17 protein-coding genes are annotated in these 17,417 nt (G+C 70.4%); 7 read left to right on the top strand and 10 right to left on the bottom strand.

Features of this window, described 5'->3' with window-relative positions; translation table 11 throughout:
• Nucleotides 1-50: 50 nt before the first annotated feature.
• Nucleotides 51-1,196, bottom strand: a complete 1,146-nt coding sequence (locus RM1_RS17630) for a heparan-alpha-glucosaminide N-acetyltransferase domain-containing protein (RefSeq protein ID WP_072753066.1) — start codon at nt 1,194-1,196, stop codon at nt 51-53.
• Nucleotides 1,197-1,393: 197 nt separating this feature from the next.
• Nucleotides 1,394-1,768 carry a nuclear transport factor 2 family protein gene (locus RM1_RS17635; protein ID WP_072753033.1) on the bottom strand — a complete coding sequence of 125 codons (375 nt, stop codon included), beginning with the start codon at nt 1,766-1,768 and terminating at the stop codon, nt 1,394-1,396.
• 199 nt (nt 1,769-1,967) lie between these two features.
• Between RM1_RS17635 and RM1_RS17640 the strand changes: the two genes are divergently transcribed.
• Nucleotides 1,968-3,437 (top strand): lipase family protein, encoded by a 1,470-nt coding sequence (locus RM1_RS17640; protein WP_245816425.1) that lies wholly within the window; start codon nt 1,968-1,970, stop codon nt 3,435-3,437.
• Nucleotides 3,438-3,506: 69 nt separating this feature from the next.
• Here the strand turns inward: RM1_RS17640 and leuS are convergent, their stop codons facing one another.
• Nucleotides 3,507-6,353, bottom strand: coding sequence for a leucine--tRNA ligase (gene leuS / locus RM1_RS17645; protein WP_072753035.1), 2,847 nt, complete (start codon nt 6,351-6,353; stop codon nt 3,507-3,509).
• 129 nt (nt 6,354-6,482) lie between these two features.
• Here leuS and RM1_RS17650 point away from each other — a divergent pair, with 129 nt between their 5' ends.
• Together RM1_RS17650 and RM1_RS17655 are read left to right on the top strand one after the other, a co-directional pair.
• Nucleotides 6,483-6,971, top strand: a complete 489-nt coding sequence (locus RM1_RS17650) for an SdpI family protein (protein ID WP_072753036.1) — start codon at nt 6,483-6,485, stop codon at nt 6,969-6,971.
• A gap of 38 nt (nt 6,972-7,009) precedes the next feature.
• Nucleotides 7,010-7,978, top strand: coding sequence for a DUF1648 domain-containing protein (locus RM1_RS17655; protein WP_072753037.1), 969 nt, complete (start codon nt 7,010-7,012; stop codon nt 7,976-7,978).
• A 30-nt stretch (nt 7,979-8,008) separates the two neighbouring features.
• Here RM1_RS17655 and RM1_RS17660 read toward each other — a convergent pair whose 3' ends face one another.
• The gene (locus RM1_RS17660; protein WP_072753038.1) at nt 8,009-8,860 is read right to left on the bottom strand and encodes a LysR substrate-binding domain-containing protein; all 852 of its coding nucleotides are present in this window, start codon (nt 8,858-8,860) and stop codon (nt 8,009-8,011) included.
• 85 nt (nt 8,861-8,945) lie between these two features.
• Between RM1_RS17660 and RM1_RS17665 the strand changes: the two genes are divergently transcribed.
• Nucleotides 8,946-9,944, top strand: a complete 999-nt coding sequence (locus tag RM1_RS17665; RefSeq protein ID WP_072753039.1) for a bile acid:sodium symporter family protein — start codon at nt 8,946-8,948, stop codon at nt 9,942-9,944.
• A gap of 14 nt (nt 9,945-9,958) precedes the next feature.
• Here the strand turns inward: RM1_RS17665 and RM1_RS17670 are convergent, their stop codons facing one another.
• Nucleotides 9,959-10,564: a YqgE/AlgH family protein gene (locus tag RM1_RS17670; protein WP_072753040.1), complete on the bottom strand. Its 606-nt coding sequence runs from the start codon at nt 10,562-10,564 to the stop codon at nt 9,959-9,961.
• A 51-nt stretch (nt 10,565-10,615) separates the two neighbouring features.
• Nucleotides 10,616-11,320 carry a TetR/AcrR family transcriptional regulator gene (locus RM1_RS17675; RefSeq protein WP_072753041.1) on the bottom strand — a complete coding sequence of 235 codons (705 nt, stop codon included), beginning with the start codon at nt 11,318-11,320 and terminating at the stop codon, nt 10,616-10,618.
• A 136-nt stretch (nt 11,321-11,456) separates the two neighbouring features.
• On the opposite strand from RM1_RS17675, the gene RM1_RS17680 reads away from it, so the two are divergent.
• Together RM1_RS17680 and RM1_RS17685 are read left to right on the top strand one after the other, a co-directional pair.
• Nucleotides 11,457-12,404, top strand: a complete 948-nt coding sequence (locus RM1_RS17680; RefSeq protein WP_072753042.1) for an NAD-dependent epimerase/dehydratase family protein — start codon at nt 11,457-11,459, stop codon at nt 12,402-12,404.
• 99 nt (nt 12,405-12,503) lie between these two features.
• A complete protein-coding gene (locus RM1_RS17685; protein ID WP_072753067.1) occupies nt 12,504-13,775 on the top strand; it encodes an MFS transporter in 1,272 nt (423 codons plus the stop codon).
• A 19-nt stretch (nt 13,776-13,794) separates the two neighbouring features.
• Here RM1_RS17685 and RM1_RS17690 read toward each other — a convergent pair whose 3' ends face one another.
• Together RM1_RS17690 and RM1_RS17695 are read right to left on the bottom strand one after the other, a co-directional pair.
• Nucleotides 13,795-14,358 (bottom strand): hypothetical protein, encoded by a 564-nt coding sequence (locus tag RM1_RS17690; protein WP_083576805.1) that lies wholly within the window; start codon nt 14,356-14,358, stop codon nt 13,795-13,797.
• A 63-nt stretch (nt 14,359-14,421) separates the two neighbouring features.
• On the bottom strand, nt 14,422-15,072 hold the full coding sequence (locus RM1_RS17695; protein WP_072753043.1) for a TetR/AcrR family transcriptional regulator: 651 nt from the start codon (nt 15,070-15,072) through the stop codon (nt 14,422-14,424).
• A 115-nt stretch (nt 15,073-15,187) separates the two neighbouring features.
• Here RM1_RS17695 and RM1_RS17700 point away from each other — a divergent pair, with 115 nt between their 5' ends.
• Complete coding sequence (locus RM1_RS17700) at nt 15,188-15,562, top strand: nitroreductase family deazaflavin-dependent oxidoreductase (protein WP_072753044.1); 375 nt, start codon at nt 15,188-15,190, stop codon at nt 15,560-15,562.
• A gap of 32 nt (nt 15,563-15,594) precedes the next feature.
• Here the strand turns inward: RM1_RS17700 and RM1_RS17705 are convergent, their stop codons facing one another.
• Entirely contained in the window at nt 15,595-16,800 is a 1,206-nt protein-coding gene (locus tag RM1_RS17705) for a DUF418 domain-containing protein (RefSeq protein WP_218019713.1), read from the bottom strand.
• On the bottom strand, nt 16,797-17,399 hold the full coding sequence (locus RM1_RS17710) for a TetR/AcrR family transcriptional regulator (RefSeq protein ID WP_072753045.1): 603 nt from the start codon (nt 17,397-17,399) through the stop codon (nt 16,797-16,799). Before RM1_RS17710 ends, RM1_RS17705 begins: the two co-directional genes overlap by 4 nt.
• Nucleotides 17,400-17,417 lie beyond the last annotated feature (18 nt).

The following is a 17,417-nucleotide window of genomic DNA, read 5'->3' on the forward strand; positions in this document are numbered from 1 at the left end:
AGCCTGCTGTGATGGGAACCACGAATGGCCCGGTCCGGCATTCGCGCGCGCTAGCTGACCGCGGGGCGGGAACCCAGCCGGGCGGCGCCCGCCCCGATCTTGTTCAGCGCCCATTCGAGCGGACCCCGCCCGAGGTAGCGCCGCCACATCGTCGCGAAGACCAACGGCACCACCAGGAACGAGACCGGGAGCGCCCACGAATAGGTGAACGATTCGCTGCGCAGCACCAGCACCAGCACGACGATGTGCCCGGCGTAGATCGTCAGTGGCATCGATCCGAGCGCGGCCAGCGGCGTGAGAAGGCGCGGGGCGATCCCCGCCGCGAGCAGGCTCAGCCCGAGGACCGCGATCGCGATCCCACCCGAGCCGACGACCTCGAACACGGTTCCGCTGTGCGGGGTGCTGGTGAGCATCCACTGCCAGGGGTCGGTGCCGACGACGCCAGGGCCCGAGGAACGGAGCATGAACGAAAGCATCTGCACGCCCTCGCCCGGCATCGATTTGTCCAGGAACGCCACCAGGGCGTCCTTCCCGCCGAACAGGTTCAGCGCCACCCAGGACCCGCCAAGCCCGAGCACCGCCAAAGTCGAGCCGAGAGCGACCAGGACGGCTCCAACCCGCTCGCGACGCAGGCCCCAGCGGCCGATCGCCATGCCAGCCAGCAGGAACGGTACCCACGTGAGCACCGGGTAGGTGCCCTCGAGCAGGATCACCGAGCCGAGGTGCCGGACCCCGTCGATCGAGGTGAGCATCTCGAACCGCGCGCTCTCGCCGGCTACGTCGGGGCTCGTCATCCGCGACCTGATGGCGAACGAGAGCAGTGGACCCGCGACGGCGGCGACGGCCGCGGCGAGGGCCAACCGCTGCCAGCTCAGCCGAAGCAGCGGCAGCGCGATCAGGAACAGCACCGCGTACGTCGTGAGGATGACCAGCGCCGGGGAACCGAGCTGGGTGAGGACGAGGCCGAGGACGAACAGCGCGAGAGCGCGCGCGGCGATGGACCTGCGCGCGGCGCCCAGCCGCTCCGGCGGACGGGTTCCGCCGGTGGTGAGCGTCAGCGACACCCCGGCCAGCACCGCGAAGAGGATCGAGGCGCGGCCGCTGAGCGCGAAGTGGGCGAACTCGCCGATCTGTTCGGCGCTGGTGGTGTGCACGGCGATCATGCCGAGCACGGCGAGACCCCGCGCAATGTCCACGCCCACTATCCGGGGGAGTGAGCGGGGAGTGGGCGGGGCCTCGGCCGGGGACAAGATCTGGGTCATCGCATGCTTTCGGTCGCCTGGTGATGTCTTGCGATCCGAACGTATTGCGGCGACGGCCCGCTGTCGTCAGGCCTCGAGCTGATCCCGGGTCCGACCTGGGTATGACCTCCAGGCCGAACCCGGGCGATCGGTCAGCGGGTGACCATGTCCTCCGGACCCCAGATCGCCTTCATGGAGGTGATCTTGGCGTCGTCGTCGAAGGTCATCACGTCGATGACCGAGATCTCGACCTTCTGCTCGCCCAGGTGGGTGGTGAGGCTGAAGTTGAAGGCGGCCGTGCCTGCTGCGATCTTCACGACGCCGAGCTCGGCGGTCTGCTCGAGCGGCTCGATGATGCCGTAGAACTCGCGGATCGACTCCTCGGTGGTCCGCGGGTCGGTGCCAACCGGATCCTCGACGGTGGCGCCGGGCGCGTACAGCGCCAGGACGTCGTCGACGGTGCCGCCCGCCACCGACTTCACGTAGCTCTCGATGGTGTTCAGGATGTCTTCGCGTGATGCCGCCATGTCGTGCCCTTCGTTGTTAGAACCTGTTCTAGTTGCGAGGGTACCGGCGATGCCGACGGGATTCCATGGAACGAGGGGCCGTATCGGACCGGCACGGCGCCCGGTTCGTCCGGATTGGGTAGACCACAGCTCACGATGTGGTAACCGTGGCCTCCGAAAGTCGTTCGGGCCGCTGCAATCCGGTGTTACCGTGCCGCGCATGCCTATCCAGCACGGGGGTTTCTGGGTACGAATGTGTGTGGCCGCCATTGCGGTCACTGTCGCGGTCGGGGGTGGCACGTCGGTCGGCACCGCCGTCGCACAATCCACCGGCAGCGCCGGAGGTGAAGGGTCGATCGGCACCGGGTCGCTGACAGACGGCACCGCGTCGGACGGCACACCCTTGAACGGAACGACGCTGATCACCGGCTCTCTCGGGACCGGCTCCGCCGCGGGGTCGCCGCTGGGGTCCGCGATTCCCGGAGTGGTCGGCTCGGTGATCCCGGGGCCGGATCTGGATCCGCCGCCCCTCGAGACGCTGCGCGCCGAGATGATGCCCAAACCGCTCGGGGACCCGTTCTTCGACGTGTACCCGCCCGGACTGCCCGGCATGGCCAACGGCCAGGTCATCGAGACCCGCGATGTGACGCCTGCCGCCCGAGCGCTCCTGCGCGGGCCGGTGCGGGAGGTGCGCCAGATCAAGGTCAAGAGCACCGACTCGGCGGGTGCGCCCTCGTTCGCGACCGCGACTCTCGTCGTGCCCGCCACGCCATGGCCCGGCCCGGGACCGCGACCGGTCCTGGTCAACAACGTGCCGATCAACGGCCTCGGGCGCAGCTGCACCCCTGGCCACACCCTCGGCAACGGAATCACGCCGTCGGAGAACCTCCTCGAGCTGCTCCGGCCCGTCACCACCAAGGCCGAGGAGCGCGGCTATGCGGTACTCATCCCCGACCACGAGGGTCCCCGGATGGCGTACGCCGAACCCTTCGTCGCCGGGCACGCGATCCTCGACACCATCCGCGGCATGCGTGCCGTGTTCCCCGCCGAGTTCGGCGCCAGCAAGCTCGCCATGATGGGCTACTCCGGCGGTTCGATCGCGACGCACGGCGCGGTCAAGCTGATCGACTCGTACGCGCCCGAACTGGCAGGCGATATCGTCGGCGCCGCGCTCGGCGGCATACCCGCCGACTTCGAGATGCTCGGACGCACCATGAACGGCAACCTCGCCGGTGGACTGTTCCTCGCGGCGGTGTTCGGGATCACGAGGGAGAATCCCGAGATCCTCCCGCTGATCAACACTCTCGGACAGCGGCTGAGCATCACGTCCATCAAGGACCAGTGCGCAAACACCCTCGCCCTCGCCGGCGTCTTCGGGATACCGGCCGAGGCGCTCGCGAATGTGAAGCAGGCGCTGGATTCACCTGTCGCACATGACATCTACACGAAAATGAAGATGGCGGACCGTAAGTCCGGCACCCCGCTGTACATCTACAGCGGTGGTCAGGAGTTCTGGGTCCCGGCACTCGGCTCACGCAACCTGTACGACGAGCAGTGCGGCTACGGCGTGCGCGCGTTGTACCGGCAGGTACCCGGCGAACACATCCTCGGCGAACTCACGGGGAATCCCGGGGCCTTCGACTGGGTCGACGCACGGCTACACGGGGAGCCGGCACCAACCGAGTGCTGAGGGGCTTCGCCCCTGTGCGCGGTTAGCGGGTGCAGAGACCCGCTAACCGCGCACGGGCAGCGGAGCTGCCTACTTGACGATGTTGACCATCTTGCCCGGCACCACGATCACCTTGCGGGGCGCATTGCCCTCCAGGAGGGCGACGATCTTCTCGTCGGCCAGTGCCGCTGCCTCGATGGACTTCGGGTCGGCATCGGCGGCCACGGTGAGCCGGCTGCGCAGCTTGCCGTTGACCTGGATCGGGTACTCGACGGTGTCGTCGACCAGCCACTTGTCCTCGGCCAGCGGGAACGGGCCGTGCGCCAGCGAGGTCTCGTGCCCGAGCCGGGACCACAGCTCCTCGGCGAGGTGCGGGGCCAGCGGACCGAGCATCAACACCAGCGGCTCGACCGCCGACCGCGGCGCCCCGTTCGGGTACTCCTTGGTCAGGTGGTTGTTCAGCTCGATCAGCTTGGCCGCCGCGGTGTTGTCGCGCAGCGCGGCGTAGTCCGCGTTGACGCCGTCGATCGTCTTGTTCAGCGCGCGCAGGGTGTCGTCGGTCGGCACCTCGTCGGTGACCCGGAGCTCGCCGGTCTCCTCGTCGACGACCGTGCGCCAGACGCGCTGCAGGAACCGGTGCGACCCGACGACGTCCTTGGTCGCCCACGGACGTGAGGTGTCCAGCGGCCCCATCGACATCTCGTACACGCGCAGGGTGTCCGCGCCGTACTCCTCGCAGATCTCGTCCGGCGCAACGGAATTCTTCAGGGACTTGCCCATCTTGCCGTGCTCGCGGTGGACGGGCTCGTCGCCGTGGAAGAACTTGCCGTCGCGCTCGGTGACCTCCTCCGCGGGCACGTAGACGCCCCGGGAGTCGGTGTAGGCGTAGGCCTGGATGTAGCCCTGGTTGTAGAGACGGCGATACGGTTCGCTCGAGCTCACGTACCCGAGGTCGAAGAGGACCTTGTGCCAGAACCGCGAGTACAGCAGGTGCAGCACCGCGTGCTCGACGCCGCCGACGTACAGGTCGACGCCGCCCGGGTCGTTCGGGCCGTGCAGCTCGGGCCGCGGACCCATCCAGTACTGCTCGTTCTCCTTGGCGCAGAACTCGTCGTTGTTGGTCGGGTCGATGTAGCGCAGCTGGTACCAGGAGCTGCCCGCCCACTGCGGCATCACGTTGGTGTCGCGGTGGTAGCTCTGCAGACCGTCGCCGAGATCGAGCTCGACGTTCACCCAGTCGGTTGCCTTCGCCAGCGGAGGGGACGGCTCGGAGTTCTCGTCGTTCGGGTCGAAGGAGACCGGTGCGTAGTCCTCGACCTCCGGGAGTTCCACCGGCAGCATCGATTCCGGCAGCGGGTGCGCGACGCCGTCCGCGCCGTACACGATCGGGAAGGGCTCGCCCCAGTAACGCTGACGGGCGAACAGCCAGTCCCTCAGCTTGTACTGGATGGTGCCCTTGCCGGTGCCGTCCGCCTCCAGGCGCGCGGTGATGGCGGCCTTGGCCTCCGCGACGCCGAGGCCGTCCAGGTAGTCCGAGTTCACCAGCGGACCGTCGCCCGTGAAGGCGGCCTCGGCGATGTCGCCGCCCGCGATGACCTCGACGATGTCGAGGCCGAAGCTGGTCGCGAACTCCCAGTCGCGCTGGTCGTGCCCTGGCACCGCCATGATCGCGCCGGTGCCGTATCCGGTGAGCACGTAGTCGGCGATGAAGATCGGAAGCCGGTGCCCGTTGACGGGATTCACCGCATACTCGCCGAGGAAGACGCCGGTCTTCTCCTTGTTCTCCTGCCGCTCCAGGTCCGTCTTCGCGGCGATGGAGGCGCGGTAGGCGGCGACGGCCTCGGCCGGGGTGGCGGCGCCGCCGGTCCAGCGGGGATCCACGTCGTCGGCGTACGAGCCCGATACCAGCCGATCGACCAACTCGTGCTCGGGGGCGAGGGTGACGTAGGTGGCGCCGAACAGGGTGTCGGGGCGGGTGGTGAAGACCTCGATCGCGACGTCGTCGACCGCGGGGTCGACACCGAACCGGACCTGGGCGCCGTGCGAGCGTCCGATCCAGTTGCGCTGCATGGCCTTGACCTTGTCCGGCCAGTCCAGGAACTCGAGGTCGTCGACGAGGCGATCCGAGTACGCGGTGATCCGCATCATCCACTGCTGCAGGTGCTTGCGGAACACCGGGAAGTTGCCGCGGTCGCTGCGGCCGTCCGCGGTGACCTCCTCGTTGGCCAGCACGGTGCCGAGCCCGGGGCACCAGTTGACCATCGAATCCGACCGGTAGACAAGGCGATACGAATCGATCACCGTGCGGCGCTCACCCACGTCGAGCGCGGACCAGGACCGGCCGTCCGGAGCGGTACGGGCACCGGACTCGAACTCCGCCTCGAGCTCCGCGATGGGGCGGGCCCGCTTGAGGTCGGCGTCGTACCAGGCGTTGAAGATCTGCAGGAAGATCCACTGCGTCCAGTGGTAGAAGCCCACATCGGTGGTGGCCAGCGAGCGCCGCTCGTCGTGGCCGAGCCCGAGGCGGCGCAGCTGCCGCTTCATGTTCTCGATGTTCGACTCGGTGGTGGTGCGCGGGTGGGTGCCGGTCTGCACCGCGTACTGCTCGGCGGGCAGGCCGAAGGCGTCGTATCCGAGGGTGTGCAGCACGTTGTGTCCGTGCATGCGGTGGTAGCGCGCGAACACGTCGGTGGCGATGTAGCCGAGCGGGTGCCCGACGTGCAGGCCGGAGCCGGAGGGGTACGGGAACATGTCCTGGACGAAGAGCTTGTCCGCGGGCAGCTCCCCGGCGAGGTCGCCGACCGGGTTCGGCGCGTTGAAGGTGCCGCGCTCGCTCCACAGCTCCTGCCACCGCCGCTCGATCCGACCCGCGAGCTCCGCGGTGTATCGGTGCTGAGGGGTGGCGTCGTCCGCTGGCTGCTGCACTGGCTCGGTCACGTGTTTCGCTATCTACTCTGCGCTGGGCTCGGTGTCTCAGCGCTGGTTCTCGGGCATGGATTACCGTCGACCAGCCTAAGGTGTCACCCGAATAGTCCCGGTCATCGGTCCCCGCCGTACCCTGGTCCCGTGGTCATCGTCGCAACCGTGCTGTTCGTAGTCGCCCTCGCCATCGGCGTGGTGGCGGTCGCCGGGATCACCGGCCGGCTGCCGCGCAACCGCTGGGCCGGGGTCACCACCCCCGAGGCCCTCGCCAGCGACGACGCCTTCCGCCTCGCCAACCGCATCGCCGCGCCCACCATGGCCGCTGCCGCATTGTTGCTGGTCATCGGCGGTGTCGGCGCTCTCGCCTTCGGCACGGCCGGCGGACTCCTCACCGTCCCCGTCGCCCTGGTCGCGGCCCTGGTCACCGCCGGGTACGGCGGATCCATGGGAGCAAGGGCCGCCGCCGCGGCCGCCCCGGCCGGGGGCTGTGGCCACGACTGCGGGTGCGGCAGCCCCGCCGAGCCGGAGTCCACGGAGTCCGCCGACAACGCTGCCGACGCCGCGGCCGCCGCGGACTGCGGGATGGACTCCTGCGGGTCCTGCGCCCTCAAGGGCGCCTGCCTGCCCAGCTGAGCGGGTCGTCGCGCGGGCGCCTGGTTGAATCGGCGCCCATGAGCAATTCCCGGACCTTCGATCCGGCCGGTGTCCTGTTCGGGATCGGTGTGCCCGCGCTCGCGGTCGCCGTCGGCCTGACGCTGACCCGGCTGTGGTCCCCCCGCCTGCCCGACACCGTCGCCACGCACTGGGCGGGGAGCGGCCCGGACGGCTTCAGCACGCCCAGCTCGCTCGCCGCGACCATGGTGATCGTGATCCTGCTCGTCGGGTGCGGTGCCAGCGCGATCGCCGCGCTCGCGGGCGCGATGCTGATGACGCGCCGCGCGATGCTGATCGTCGGCCTGACCGTGGTCGGGCTGGTGCTCACCCTGTGGATCGCGCTGCTCGCCGCGCAACTCGACCTCGCATCCGCCGTTGACGTGGCGCTGCCGATGACGTGGATCGGGCTCGGGATGGTGGCGGGCGCCGCCGTCGGCATCATCGGGGCGTCGACGCTGCGCGACCATCGCGAACGATCCGCGGCGACCCTGCCGCCGGACCCGCGGCTGCCCCGCGGGCCGCTTGACCTGCCGATCACCGTGCGGCTCGGGCTCGGGCCCGCGACCGCGGCCGTGCTGCTCGGGACCGGCGCGGCGATCACCGGCCTGCTCTGCGCGCGGGCGGGCTCGTGGTGGCCGCTGGCGGCCTTCCTGCCGGTCTCCCTGCTGATGGTCGGGCTGCTGCGCTTCCGGGTCACCCTCGACGAGACGGGGCTGTGGGTGCACAACATGGGCATGACCGCGGTCGGGTACGGGGTCGAGGAGCTGGTCGGGGCGAACGTCGAGGAGGTGAACCCGTCCAGGGACTTCGGCGGCTGGGGCCTGCGCCTCAAGGGCCGCGGCAACTACGGGGTGGTCACCACGACCGGGCCCGCGGTGGTCTTCACCGCGGCGAACGGGCAACGGCTGACGGTGACCACGCCACGAGCCGAGGAGATGGCCGGCGCGCTGAACGCCCTCGCGGACCGGCGGCTGGCCGATCGCTGACGCCCCCCGCGGCGCCGGGGCGTCGACGGCTCAACTCCGACGCAGCCGTCGCTCGTTGGCCAGGATCGCGGCGGTCAGCGCCGCCTCCGGCTTGGAGGCAGGCCGGGACCGGCGCATCAGCACGAAGTCGGCGTCACCGGGGTCGGGGAGGGCGCCGTCGGGCAGCGGGACCAAGCCGTCCGGCAACAACGACTCCGAGTGCACGATGTACCCGAGTCCGGCGAGCACGGCCGCGCGCAGGCCGAGCAGGCTGTCGGTGACACAGGTGGTGCGCCACACCAGTCCGGCCCGCTCGAGTGCCTCCATCGCGGCGCGGCGGGTGATGCTCGGCGGCGGGTAGGTGACGAGCGGCACCGGCCCCTCCACCGGTTCCGCGCCGTGGGATCCGGCCCACACCAGGCGGTCGCGCCACACCAGCTCGCCGTGCTGCTCGCCCGGCCTGCGCATCCCGAACACGATGTCGAGCTCGCCCGCTGCCAACTTGGCGCCGAGATTCTCGCTGAGACCGACGGTCAGCTCCAGATCGATGCGCGGGTGGCTGCGCCGGAACTCGAGCAGCACCTCCGGCAGCTCGGCCGCGACCAGGTCGTCGGAGGCGCCGAAGCGCAGCACCCCGGACAGCTCGGACTCCGCGAAATAGCTCTCTGCCTGCTGCGACGCGTCCAGGATGGTGCGCGCGAAGCCAAGCATCGCTGACCCGTCCGCGGTCAGTTCCAGGTTGCGGGTGTCGCGCCGGAACAGCTCCCGACCGATCGACTTCTCCAGCCGGGCCACGTGTCCGCTGACGGTGGACTGACGCAGGCCGAGCTGGTGCGCGGCTGCGGTGAACCCGCCGCGACGCTCCACGGCGAGAAAGCTGCGCAGCAGCACCGGATCCAGCATCAGCCATACTTATCACGATTTGCGATGCGAATTATCATTGTGATCGACTTTCACGATATCTGAGCAGCGGATTACCGTTGCCGATGTGAAGTTCTTGAGCAGGTTCTACATCGACGGGTTCATCCTGTCGATCATCGTGGTGGCCGTCGTGGCCAGCATCTTCCCTGCCTCCGGCGGCGGGCAGACGGTGCTGGACTGGGCCACCAAGATCGCGATCGCGCTGCTGTTCCTGCTCTACGGCGCCAGGCTGCACCCGCGCGAGGCGCTCGAAGGGCTCAAGCACTGGCGGCTGCACACCGTGGTGCTGGCGTCCACCTACCTGCTGTTCCCGCTCATCGGGCTCGCGCTGCGGGTACTGGCACCCACGGTCCTGACCGACGAGCTGTACACCGGGGTGCTCTACATGTGCCTGGTGCCCTCGACGGTCCAGTCCTCCATCGCGTTCACCTCGATCGCCCGCGGCAACGTCGCGGGGGCGGTCGTCAGCGCGTCGTTCTCGAATCTGATCGGGGTGTTCATCACCCCGCTGCTGGTGATCCTGCTGATGAACACCACAGGCGAGGCGACCGTCGACGCGTCCTCGATCGTCGACATCGTGGTGCAGCTGCTGCTGCCGTTCATCATCGGTCAGCTGATCCGGCCGTGGGTGACGGGCTGGCTGCAGCGGCACGCCGCACCGACCAAGATCGTCGACCGCGGCTCGATTCTGCTGGTGGTGTACTCCGCATTCAGCGCGGGCATGAACGAGCACGCTTGGGCCGGGCTCTCCGCCTGGCGGGTGCTGGCGCTGGTCGTGGTCTGCTGCGCGATCCTCGCGACGGTGCTCGGGGTGACGGCCTTCGCCGGGCGCGCGCTCGGGTTCTCGCTGCCGGACCGGATCGTGATCCTCTTCTGTGGGTCCAAGAAGTCGCTCGCGACCGGGCTACCGATGGCCTCGGTGCTCTTCGCCGGGCAGCCGGTCGGCCTGATCGTGTTGCCGCTGATGATCTTCCATCAGATCCAGCTGATCGTCTGCGCCGCTCTGGCGCAGCGGTTCGCCCGCCGCCAGGACCAGGAGCCCGCGGCCTCGGCGCCGGGTCGGTGAACCGAGCGGGCCGGTCAGTTCCTGTCGACGTCGATCGGGTGCGTCGCGAGCAGAGCGAGGGGGAGGGGCTGGCGGCGCAGTACGTGCGCCCAGAGGTCGACCCGCGGCGGGCCGATCACGTCGGACGGCAACGCGGACAGCACGGTCCAGTCGTCACGCTGCAACTCCGAGTCCAGCTGTCCCATCGTCCAGCCCGAGTACCCGGCGAAGACCCGCACGCCCTCGATGAGCGGGCCGACGGCTTCCGGATCGGAATCGAGGTCGACCATGACCACCCGGCCGTCCACCCGCCGCACCCCGGACACCCCGTCGATGTTCGCCCCGGTACGCAGCGTGGCCAGGCACAGCGCCGAGTCCCGCTTCACGGGGCCGCCGATGAACAGCGCCCGCGGATTGGCGCACAGTTCCGTCCACTGGGGCAGCACCGTGTGCACCGCGGTCTCGCTCGGCCGGTTGATCACGACGCCAAGGCTGCCCGCGTCGTTGTGCTCGATGACGTAGACGACGGTGCGACGGAAGGCCGGTTCGGTGAGCTCGGTCGAGGAGATCAGCAGACTGCCCGGGCGCACGATCGGTTCGGTCGACGCCATCCGGTCCTCGGGTTCTTCTGCGTGGTCCACCGGATAATCATCGCACCGGCGGACGACACTCGTGCCGGGTAACGCGCCGCCTCACACCTGCGGGGCGAGCCCGACCATCTCGTCCAGCACCGACAGGTGGTGTTCGAACAGTGCCCGCGGGTCCGTGAAGGTGTCCGCCCCGTACTGACCGAACACCTCGAAGTTCACCGCGCCGAACAGCGAGGACCAGGCGAGCACACCCCGCGCCAGCGCCTCCTCCGGCAGCTCCAGCCCCATCTCCGTGCGGATCGCCCTCAGGTTCTCCCGCAACGGCGCTCCCATCGGGATCGTCTGCGGGACAGCGAGTTCGCCGGAACGTCCGGCCTCGTCGAAGATCTTCACCAGCGCTCCGATCACGCGGGTGCCCGGCCCGGTGGTGCGCTCGGCCGGCGCCTGGTAGCCCGGCACCGGACTGCCGAACAGCAGCCCGTAGCACGCAGGCTCGGCCAGCGCCCAGTCCCGCACGGCGTGCCCGAGAGCGTGCAACCGGGCGCGCGGATCGCCTGCCGGCGCGGACGCCACGGCAACGTCGACCGCGTCACCCAGCTCGGTGTACCCCTCCACGACCAGCAGCGTGAGCAGTTCGTCGCGACTCTTGACGTACCGGTACACCGCCGACGAGACCACCCCGAGATCCCTTGCGACCGCCCGCAGCGACAGCGCCGCCGCCCCGTCCCTGGCCAGATGCACCCGTCCGATCCGGGTGATGTCGGCCAGGGTCTGCTCGCGTGCGCGTTCGCGCGGGGTTCCGGTCACCGCCCCAGCCTGACCGCTTCAGTGAGCACTGTCAACAAAAGAGAGCAGTGCTCTTGACATTCCCCTCGAAGCGGCGCATTCTTGTTTCGAGAGCAGTGCTCTCGAAAGTCCGAAACCACACCCAGGAGTGATTGCGATGTCGACAGTGCAGGTAGTGACCGGCGCGGGGCCCGTCGGATGGACGGTCGCCGACCAGCTGGCGACGCAGGGACATCGGGTCCGCGTGCTGACCAGGTCCGGCTCCGGACCCGAGCACCCCAATGTGGAGCGGCTCCGCGTCGACGTCTCCGTGCCGGGCGCGCTGGACGCCGCACTGGAGGGCGCCGCCGCGGTGTTCCACTGCACCCACGGCTCGGCCTACTCCGCCGAGGCCTGGCGGCGCGAGCTGCCCTCCACCGAGCGGGCCGTGCTCGACGCCGCGGGGCGGGCCGGGGCCGTCGTGGTGTTCCCGGAGAGCCTGTACTCCTACGGACGGGTCGACGGACCCATCACCGAGGACACGCCGCGCGAGGCCCGCGACGGCAAGCTCGGCGTCCGCACCGAGCTGCTGCGCCAGCGCGAGGCCTCGGATACCGCCACCGTCAGCGTGGCCGCCTCCGATTTCTTCGGTCCGCGGGTGCTGATGGCACACGCGGGCGAACGAATGGTGCCGATCATCTTGGCGGGCAAGACCGTTCGCGTCATGGGCTACCTCGACACCCCACACTCGTTCACCTACGTGCCCGACCTCGCCGCTGCCATGATCGGCGCGGCAGCCGACCCCTCGCTGTGGAACTCGGTCCTGCACGCGCCGACCGGGCCCGCGCTCACCCAGCGCGCCCTGGTGCACGCCTACGCCGCGGCGGCGGGGGTACCGGACCCGAAGACCGGCGTGCTGCCGGGCTGGCTGCTGCGCGGCGCCGGACTCGTGCACCGCGACAGCCGCGAACTGGCCGAGATGCTGTACCAGTTCGAGCGACCGTTCGTGCTGGACTCGGGCCGCAGCGAGCGGCTGCTCGGGATGGCGCCGACGCCGCTGGCGGAGGCGGCCGCCGCCACCGTCGCATGGTGGCGCGCACGGGAGCTCGCGCCCGCGCCGCGATAGGGTCACCTGGTGGTGAACTCGACGCCGGGAAGCGCGACGCCGGGGGAGCCGACGCCACCCGATCCGACCCCGACCGACCCGACGCGCGGGAACGGCGGACTGCGCGCCGCGCTGCGCCGGTCGCCCGGGCTCGGCCGACTCACCACCATCCGGTTCGCGAGCCAGTTCGGCGACGGGCTGTTCCAGGCCGCGCTCGGCGGCGCGATCCTGTTCAATCCCGAACGGGAGACCGACCCCATCGCGATCGCCGCGGGGTTCGCGGTGCTGCTGCTGCCCTACTCACTTGTCGGCCCCTTCGCGGGCGCCCTGCTCGACCGATGGGACCGGCGCGCGGTCCTCATGTGGGCGAACCTGCTGCGCGGCGGCCTGATCCTGGCGGCAGCGGCCGTGCTCGTGACCGGCGGACCGCAGACTCCGCTGCTGCTGCTCGCGCTCGCCGCGGTCGGGGTCAGCCGGTTCGTGCTGGCAGGGGTCTCGGCGTCCCTTCCCCATGTGGTGCGCCAATCCTGGCTGGTGTCAACGAATTCCGTGCTCGCTACCGCGGGAGCCGGCGTCGCCGCCGCGGGGGCTGGGGCGGCGGTCGCGATCATCGGAGTGCTCGGCGAGGGGGACCGCGGCTCCGGCCTCGCGGTCGCCGTCGCCTCGGCCGGGTCCGCGGTCGGGGCGCTCGCCGCGGCGGGCTTCGCCGCGCACCGCCTCGGACCGACCGGCGAACTCACCGGTGCGGGTCCGAGGGGCCTCGACGCCGTCCTGGCTGTGCTGGCCGGTCTGCGCACCGGCGCCACCGCGGTGTGGCGCGCCCCCGGCGTCACCACCGCGATGATCGGAATCGGTGTGCACCGCATCGTGTTCGGGATCAACACCCTGATCATGGTGCTGGTCCTGCGGGACACCTCGGCGGCGGGTGCGCTGCCGGGCGGGTTCGCCGGATTCGGGGTCGCGGTCGGCGCCGCGGCGGTGGGCATGCTGGTCGCCGCGGCCGTCACCCCGTTTCTCATCCCGCGCATCGGCAGGTCCCCGACCGTCGTGTGCGCACTCGTGTTCGCCACCGCCGTGCAACTGGGGGTGATCTCCGTGCTCACCCAGCCGGTGTTGCTGATCGGCGCGTTCCTGCTCGGCCTCGCCGGCCAGACCATCAAGCTCACCGGGGACGCGGCGATGCAGATCGACATCGACGACGCCCGGCGCGGGCAGGTGTTCGCGTTGCAGGACACCGTGTTCAACATGGCGTTCATCGGCGCGCTCGCGGCCGCGGCGACGGTGATCGCCCCCGACGGACGCTCACCGGGACTCGTCTTCGCCGGGGCCGCGGCGTACGGGCTCGGCCTGGCGGCGGTGGCGGCGAACTCGCTGCGCCGGGCGCCGCGCTGAGCGCCCGGCCCGCCCACGATCAGCCGGGACCGCGGTCGACGGTGTCCAGTCGGCCGTCGCCGTCCGTATCGGACAGCGTCACGTCCGCCGCCCCGTCGGACCGCTCGTCGACCTCGACCGCGGCATAGGGGCCTGCCCGTCCCGCCCGCACCAGGCTGACGTCCACCAGCGAATCCCCGTCGGTGTCGATCACCGCGACGTCCGGGGCGCCGTCGAGGTCGAGGTCGACCTCCACCGGCCGCCCGTCCTCGCCGCCCGGCACCGTCCGCTCCACGCCCCCCGCGTCCGTCCAGCGCAGCCCGTGCCCGGCCTCGGCGGCGGGCGGCGGGACCTCCAGATCCCAGACCCCCGCGCCCGAGGCGTCCTCGAAGTACCGACCCTCCTCGCCGACGTCCAGCACCGAACGATCCGCACCGCCGTCCCCGTCGCTGTCCCACATCGCGTCGTCGAACAGGCCGTCGCCGTCGAAGTCGAGGCTCACCGCGTCCGGCGCCCCGATGCCGCCGAGGTCCAGATCCGCCTCGGACACCCAGTCCCGCGGCGCCCCCTCACCGGTACCGAACGAGTACTCCACCAGTCCCATACGTGTTGGACGCGAGAGCGGCGACGCCGGTTCCGACCGCCCGACACGGCGGGTGTCCGGGCCCTACCTCCGAGCTTCGAGCGCGTCCAGGATCAGGTCCAGGCCATAGCCGAACTCGCTCGTGTGGTCGTAGCCCGGCTGCAGGGCGTGGTCGACGATCATCTCCGTGAGGTAGGGCAACTCGGCCGCGGGCAGCTGCTCGAGGATGCTGCCAGCCACCTCCTCGACGTCGTGCGGCGTCGTCACCGGCAGGTTCGCCTCCTGGAGGACGAACCCACCGATGTAGCTGTCGACGAGCGAGACGGCGTGCGCGGCCATCGGCAGCGGGAACCCCGCCTCCCGGAGAACGCCGAGGACGGCATCGTGGTGGCGCAGCGTCGCAGGCCCCGGGTTGCGACGGGAGTCCATGAGGCCGAGGGCCCAACTGTGCCGCGACAGGACCGTGCGCGCCGAGCGAGCGCGTGCCCGGATCGCGTCGCGCCAGTCGTCGCACTCGGCGTCGGGCAGCTCGATCGCCGCGAACACCGCGTCGACCACACCGTCGAGGATCGCGTCCTTGTTCGGTACGTGGTGGTAGAGCGACATCGCCTCCACGCCGAGCTCCTGCGCCACCCGGCGCATCGTGATCGCCGGGGCGCCACCGCGATCCGCGACCCGGATCGCGGCCTCCAACACGCGATCTCGGCTGAGTGGTTGCCGTGGCGGTGGTGACAAGGGGGCTCCTGGCTGCGGGTCGGTGTTGACAAGCTTACAGGCGTAAGTCAGCCTTACATCTGTAAGTTCTCTCGGCCGGTGACGAGCCCGAGTCCGGCGAGGAAAGGAGATTCCGATGCCCATGCCGAGGTGGTGGGGCCACATCAACAAGCGGGTGTTCAACCCGCGCGCGATCGCGGGCGGGAAGTGGCCGGTGCTGACCCACGTCGGTCGCACCTCCGGCGCCACGTATCGCACCCCGCTCGATGCGTATCCCGTCGACGGCGGCTACCTGTTCGTTCTTGTGTACGGATCGCGCTCGGACTGGGTGCGCAACGTCCTGGCGGCCGACAGCGCGAGGCTCCTCGTCGACGGGCGGGAGGTGGAACTCGCCGCCGCACGCCTCGTCGGGGAATCCGAGGCCTTCCAGGCACTCTCCGATGACGTGGCACGCCCACCCAGGCTGCTCCGCATCAGCGAATTCCTCCGCATGGACGTGGTCTCGGGCTGAGCCGATCAGGGCAGGCAGGCGACGGTCACGCGTCAGTCACCATGACGCCGCCACGGCGGGACGCCCGCAATGGTGATCGCACGCAGCGCCCACTCCGCGGGACCGTACCTGTGCCCGCGCAGCCACCAGCGGCTGAGCATGAGCTGGATCGCGAAGATCACCGGCACCGCGGCGAGGACCGCGAGCGGCGGGAGCCGGTCGATCAGGCCGAACCCGTAGCCGGTGAACAGCACGCCGAGCACCAGCGACTGGAGCAGATAGTTCGTGAGCGCGATCTTGCCCATCGGGGCCAACGCCGACTCGATCCGCCTGCCGGGACCCGTGCGGAACAGCATCACCCCTGCCACCACGTAAGCCGCGGTGAGCAGCGGCGCCGTCAGCTGCCCGAGCCCGAACGCGAAGACCTCGACTCCGCCACCCGGCGCGTAGGCCGCGGCCAGCGCGTAGACGATCGCGCCGATCAGCCCGACCGGCAACCCGAAGATCAGAATCCGGCGCATCAACGGCCGAAAGCGGGCCGGGTCCGCGAAAGCCTGCACCCGCCCCGCGGCGAATCCGAAGAAGAACATGGCCATCGCGCTCGGAGCCTGCAGGGCCACCAGGGCGGAGATGGTTTCCGGCAGGTGCCCGGAATGGAAGCCGAGGGTCGAGGCCGCGTCCCCGCCGAAGGCAGTCAGCTTGGCCGCCGCATCCGACGCGGCGACGCCGTCGCCCCCGCCCTCCGCGAGCGTCAGCAGCCCGAGGAGCATCCACACCACGCCGACCGCGACCACCAGTCCGACGCCGATCTGCACGGCCCGGCGGGGCGCGATGTGCCTGCATGCCAACAGGATCAGGCCGAGGATCGCGTAGGTGGACAGGATCTCGCCATAGTAGAGGACGGCCCCGTGCACCAGTCCGATAGCGAGCAGGCCGCTCTGCCTACGCAGCATCCGCGGGATGAAGGCCGTTCCTGCTCGCTCGGCCGCCGCCATCTGCAGCGTGAAGCTGTAGCCGAACAGGAACGAGAACAGCAGGTAGAACTTGGTCTCGAAGAGCAACGAGACCGCGAACCGGACGGCGTGATCGAGCCCGGAATCGAACGCCGGGTTCGATTCCGGCGACGCGTAGTAGGGATCGGCGAACGCCCAGATGTTGACGGCAAGGATGCCGAGCAGCGCGAACCCGCGCAGCGCATCGACATTGCGGAGCCGGTCGGCGGGGACCGGCGCGGAAGCGGTGTCGGCCCGCAGGGTCACACCGCACCACCCGCGAGGAGCTCGGTGACGATCCTGCGCAGGATCGGCGCCTGGGCCGGGGGGTCGAAGTCGGGGTCGGCGGCCACGCGGGCGAACATGCCGTCGACCAGCGCGGCCAGCCAGGTCGCGGCGTGCTCCGGGGTGAGATCCGTGGACAGCTGACCGGCCCGTCCGGCCCGTTCCACCAGCGTCGCCAGCCCGCGTCGGAAGGTGAGGTCGTTCGCCTTGAACCGGGCCGCGACCTCCTCGTCGCGATGGGCCACGGCCGAGATCTCCAGCGCGAGTCCCGAATACACCGGATCGCCCGCGAGCACACAGATCTCGTCGAGGAGCGACAGCAGCCCGGCCAGGGGATCGTCGGCCTGCGCGAGATCGGTCATCGTCTCGCCCGTCTGCTCGCCGTCGCGTTCGACGAGGGCGAGCAGCACGGCGTGCTTGGTGGGGAAGTAGTGGAAGAGATTGCCCGAACTCATGCCCGCACCCGAACAGATGTCCGCCGTTCTGGTGGCGCTGTAGCCGCGCTCGGCGAAACACCGTGCCGCGGCGTCCATCAGGGCGGTCCGCTTGGCCGCCCGGGCGGCGACGTCGACTGTGCGCATCCGGTCTCCTCGTCTCGG

Source organism: Rhodococcus maanshanensis NBRC 100610 (assembly GCF_001894865.1).
In the GTDB taxonomy this organism is placed as follows: Bacteria; Actinomycetota; Actinomycetes; order Mycobacteriales; family Mycobacteriaceae; genus Rhodococcus_G; species Rhodococcus_G maanshanensis.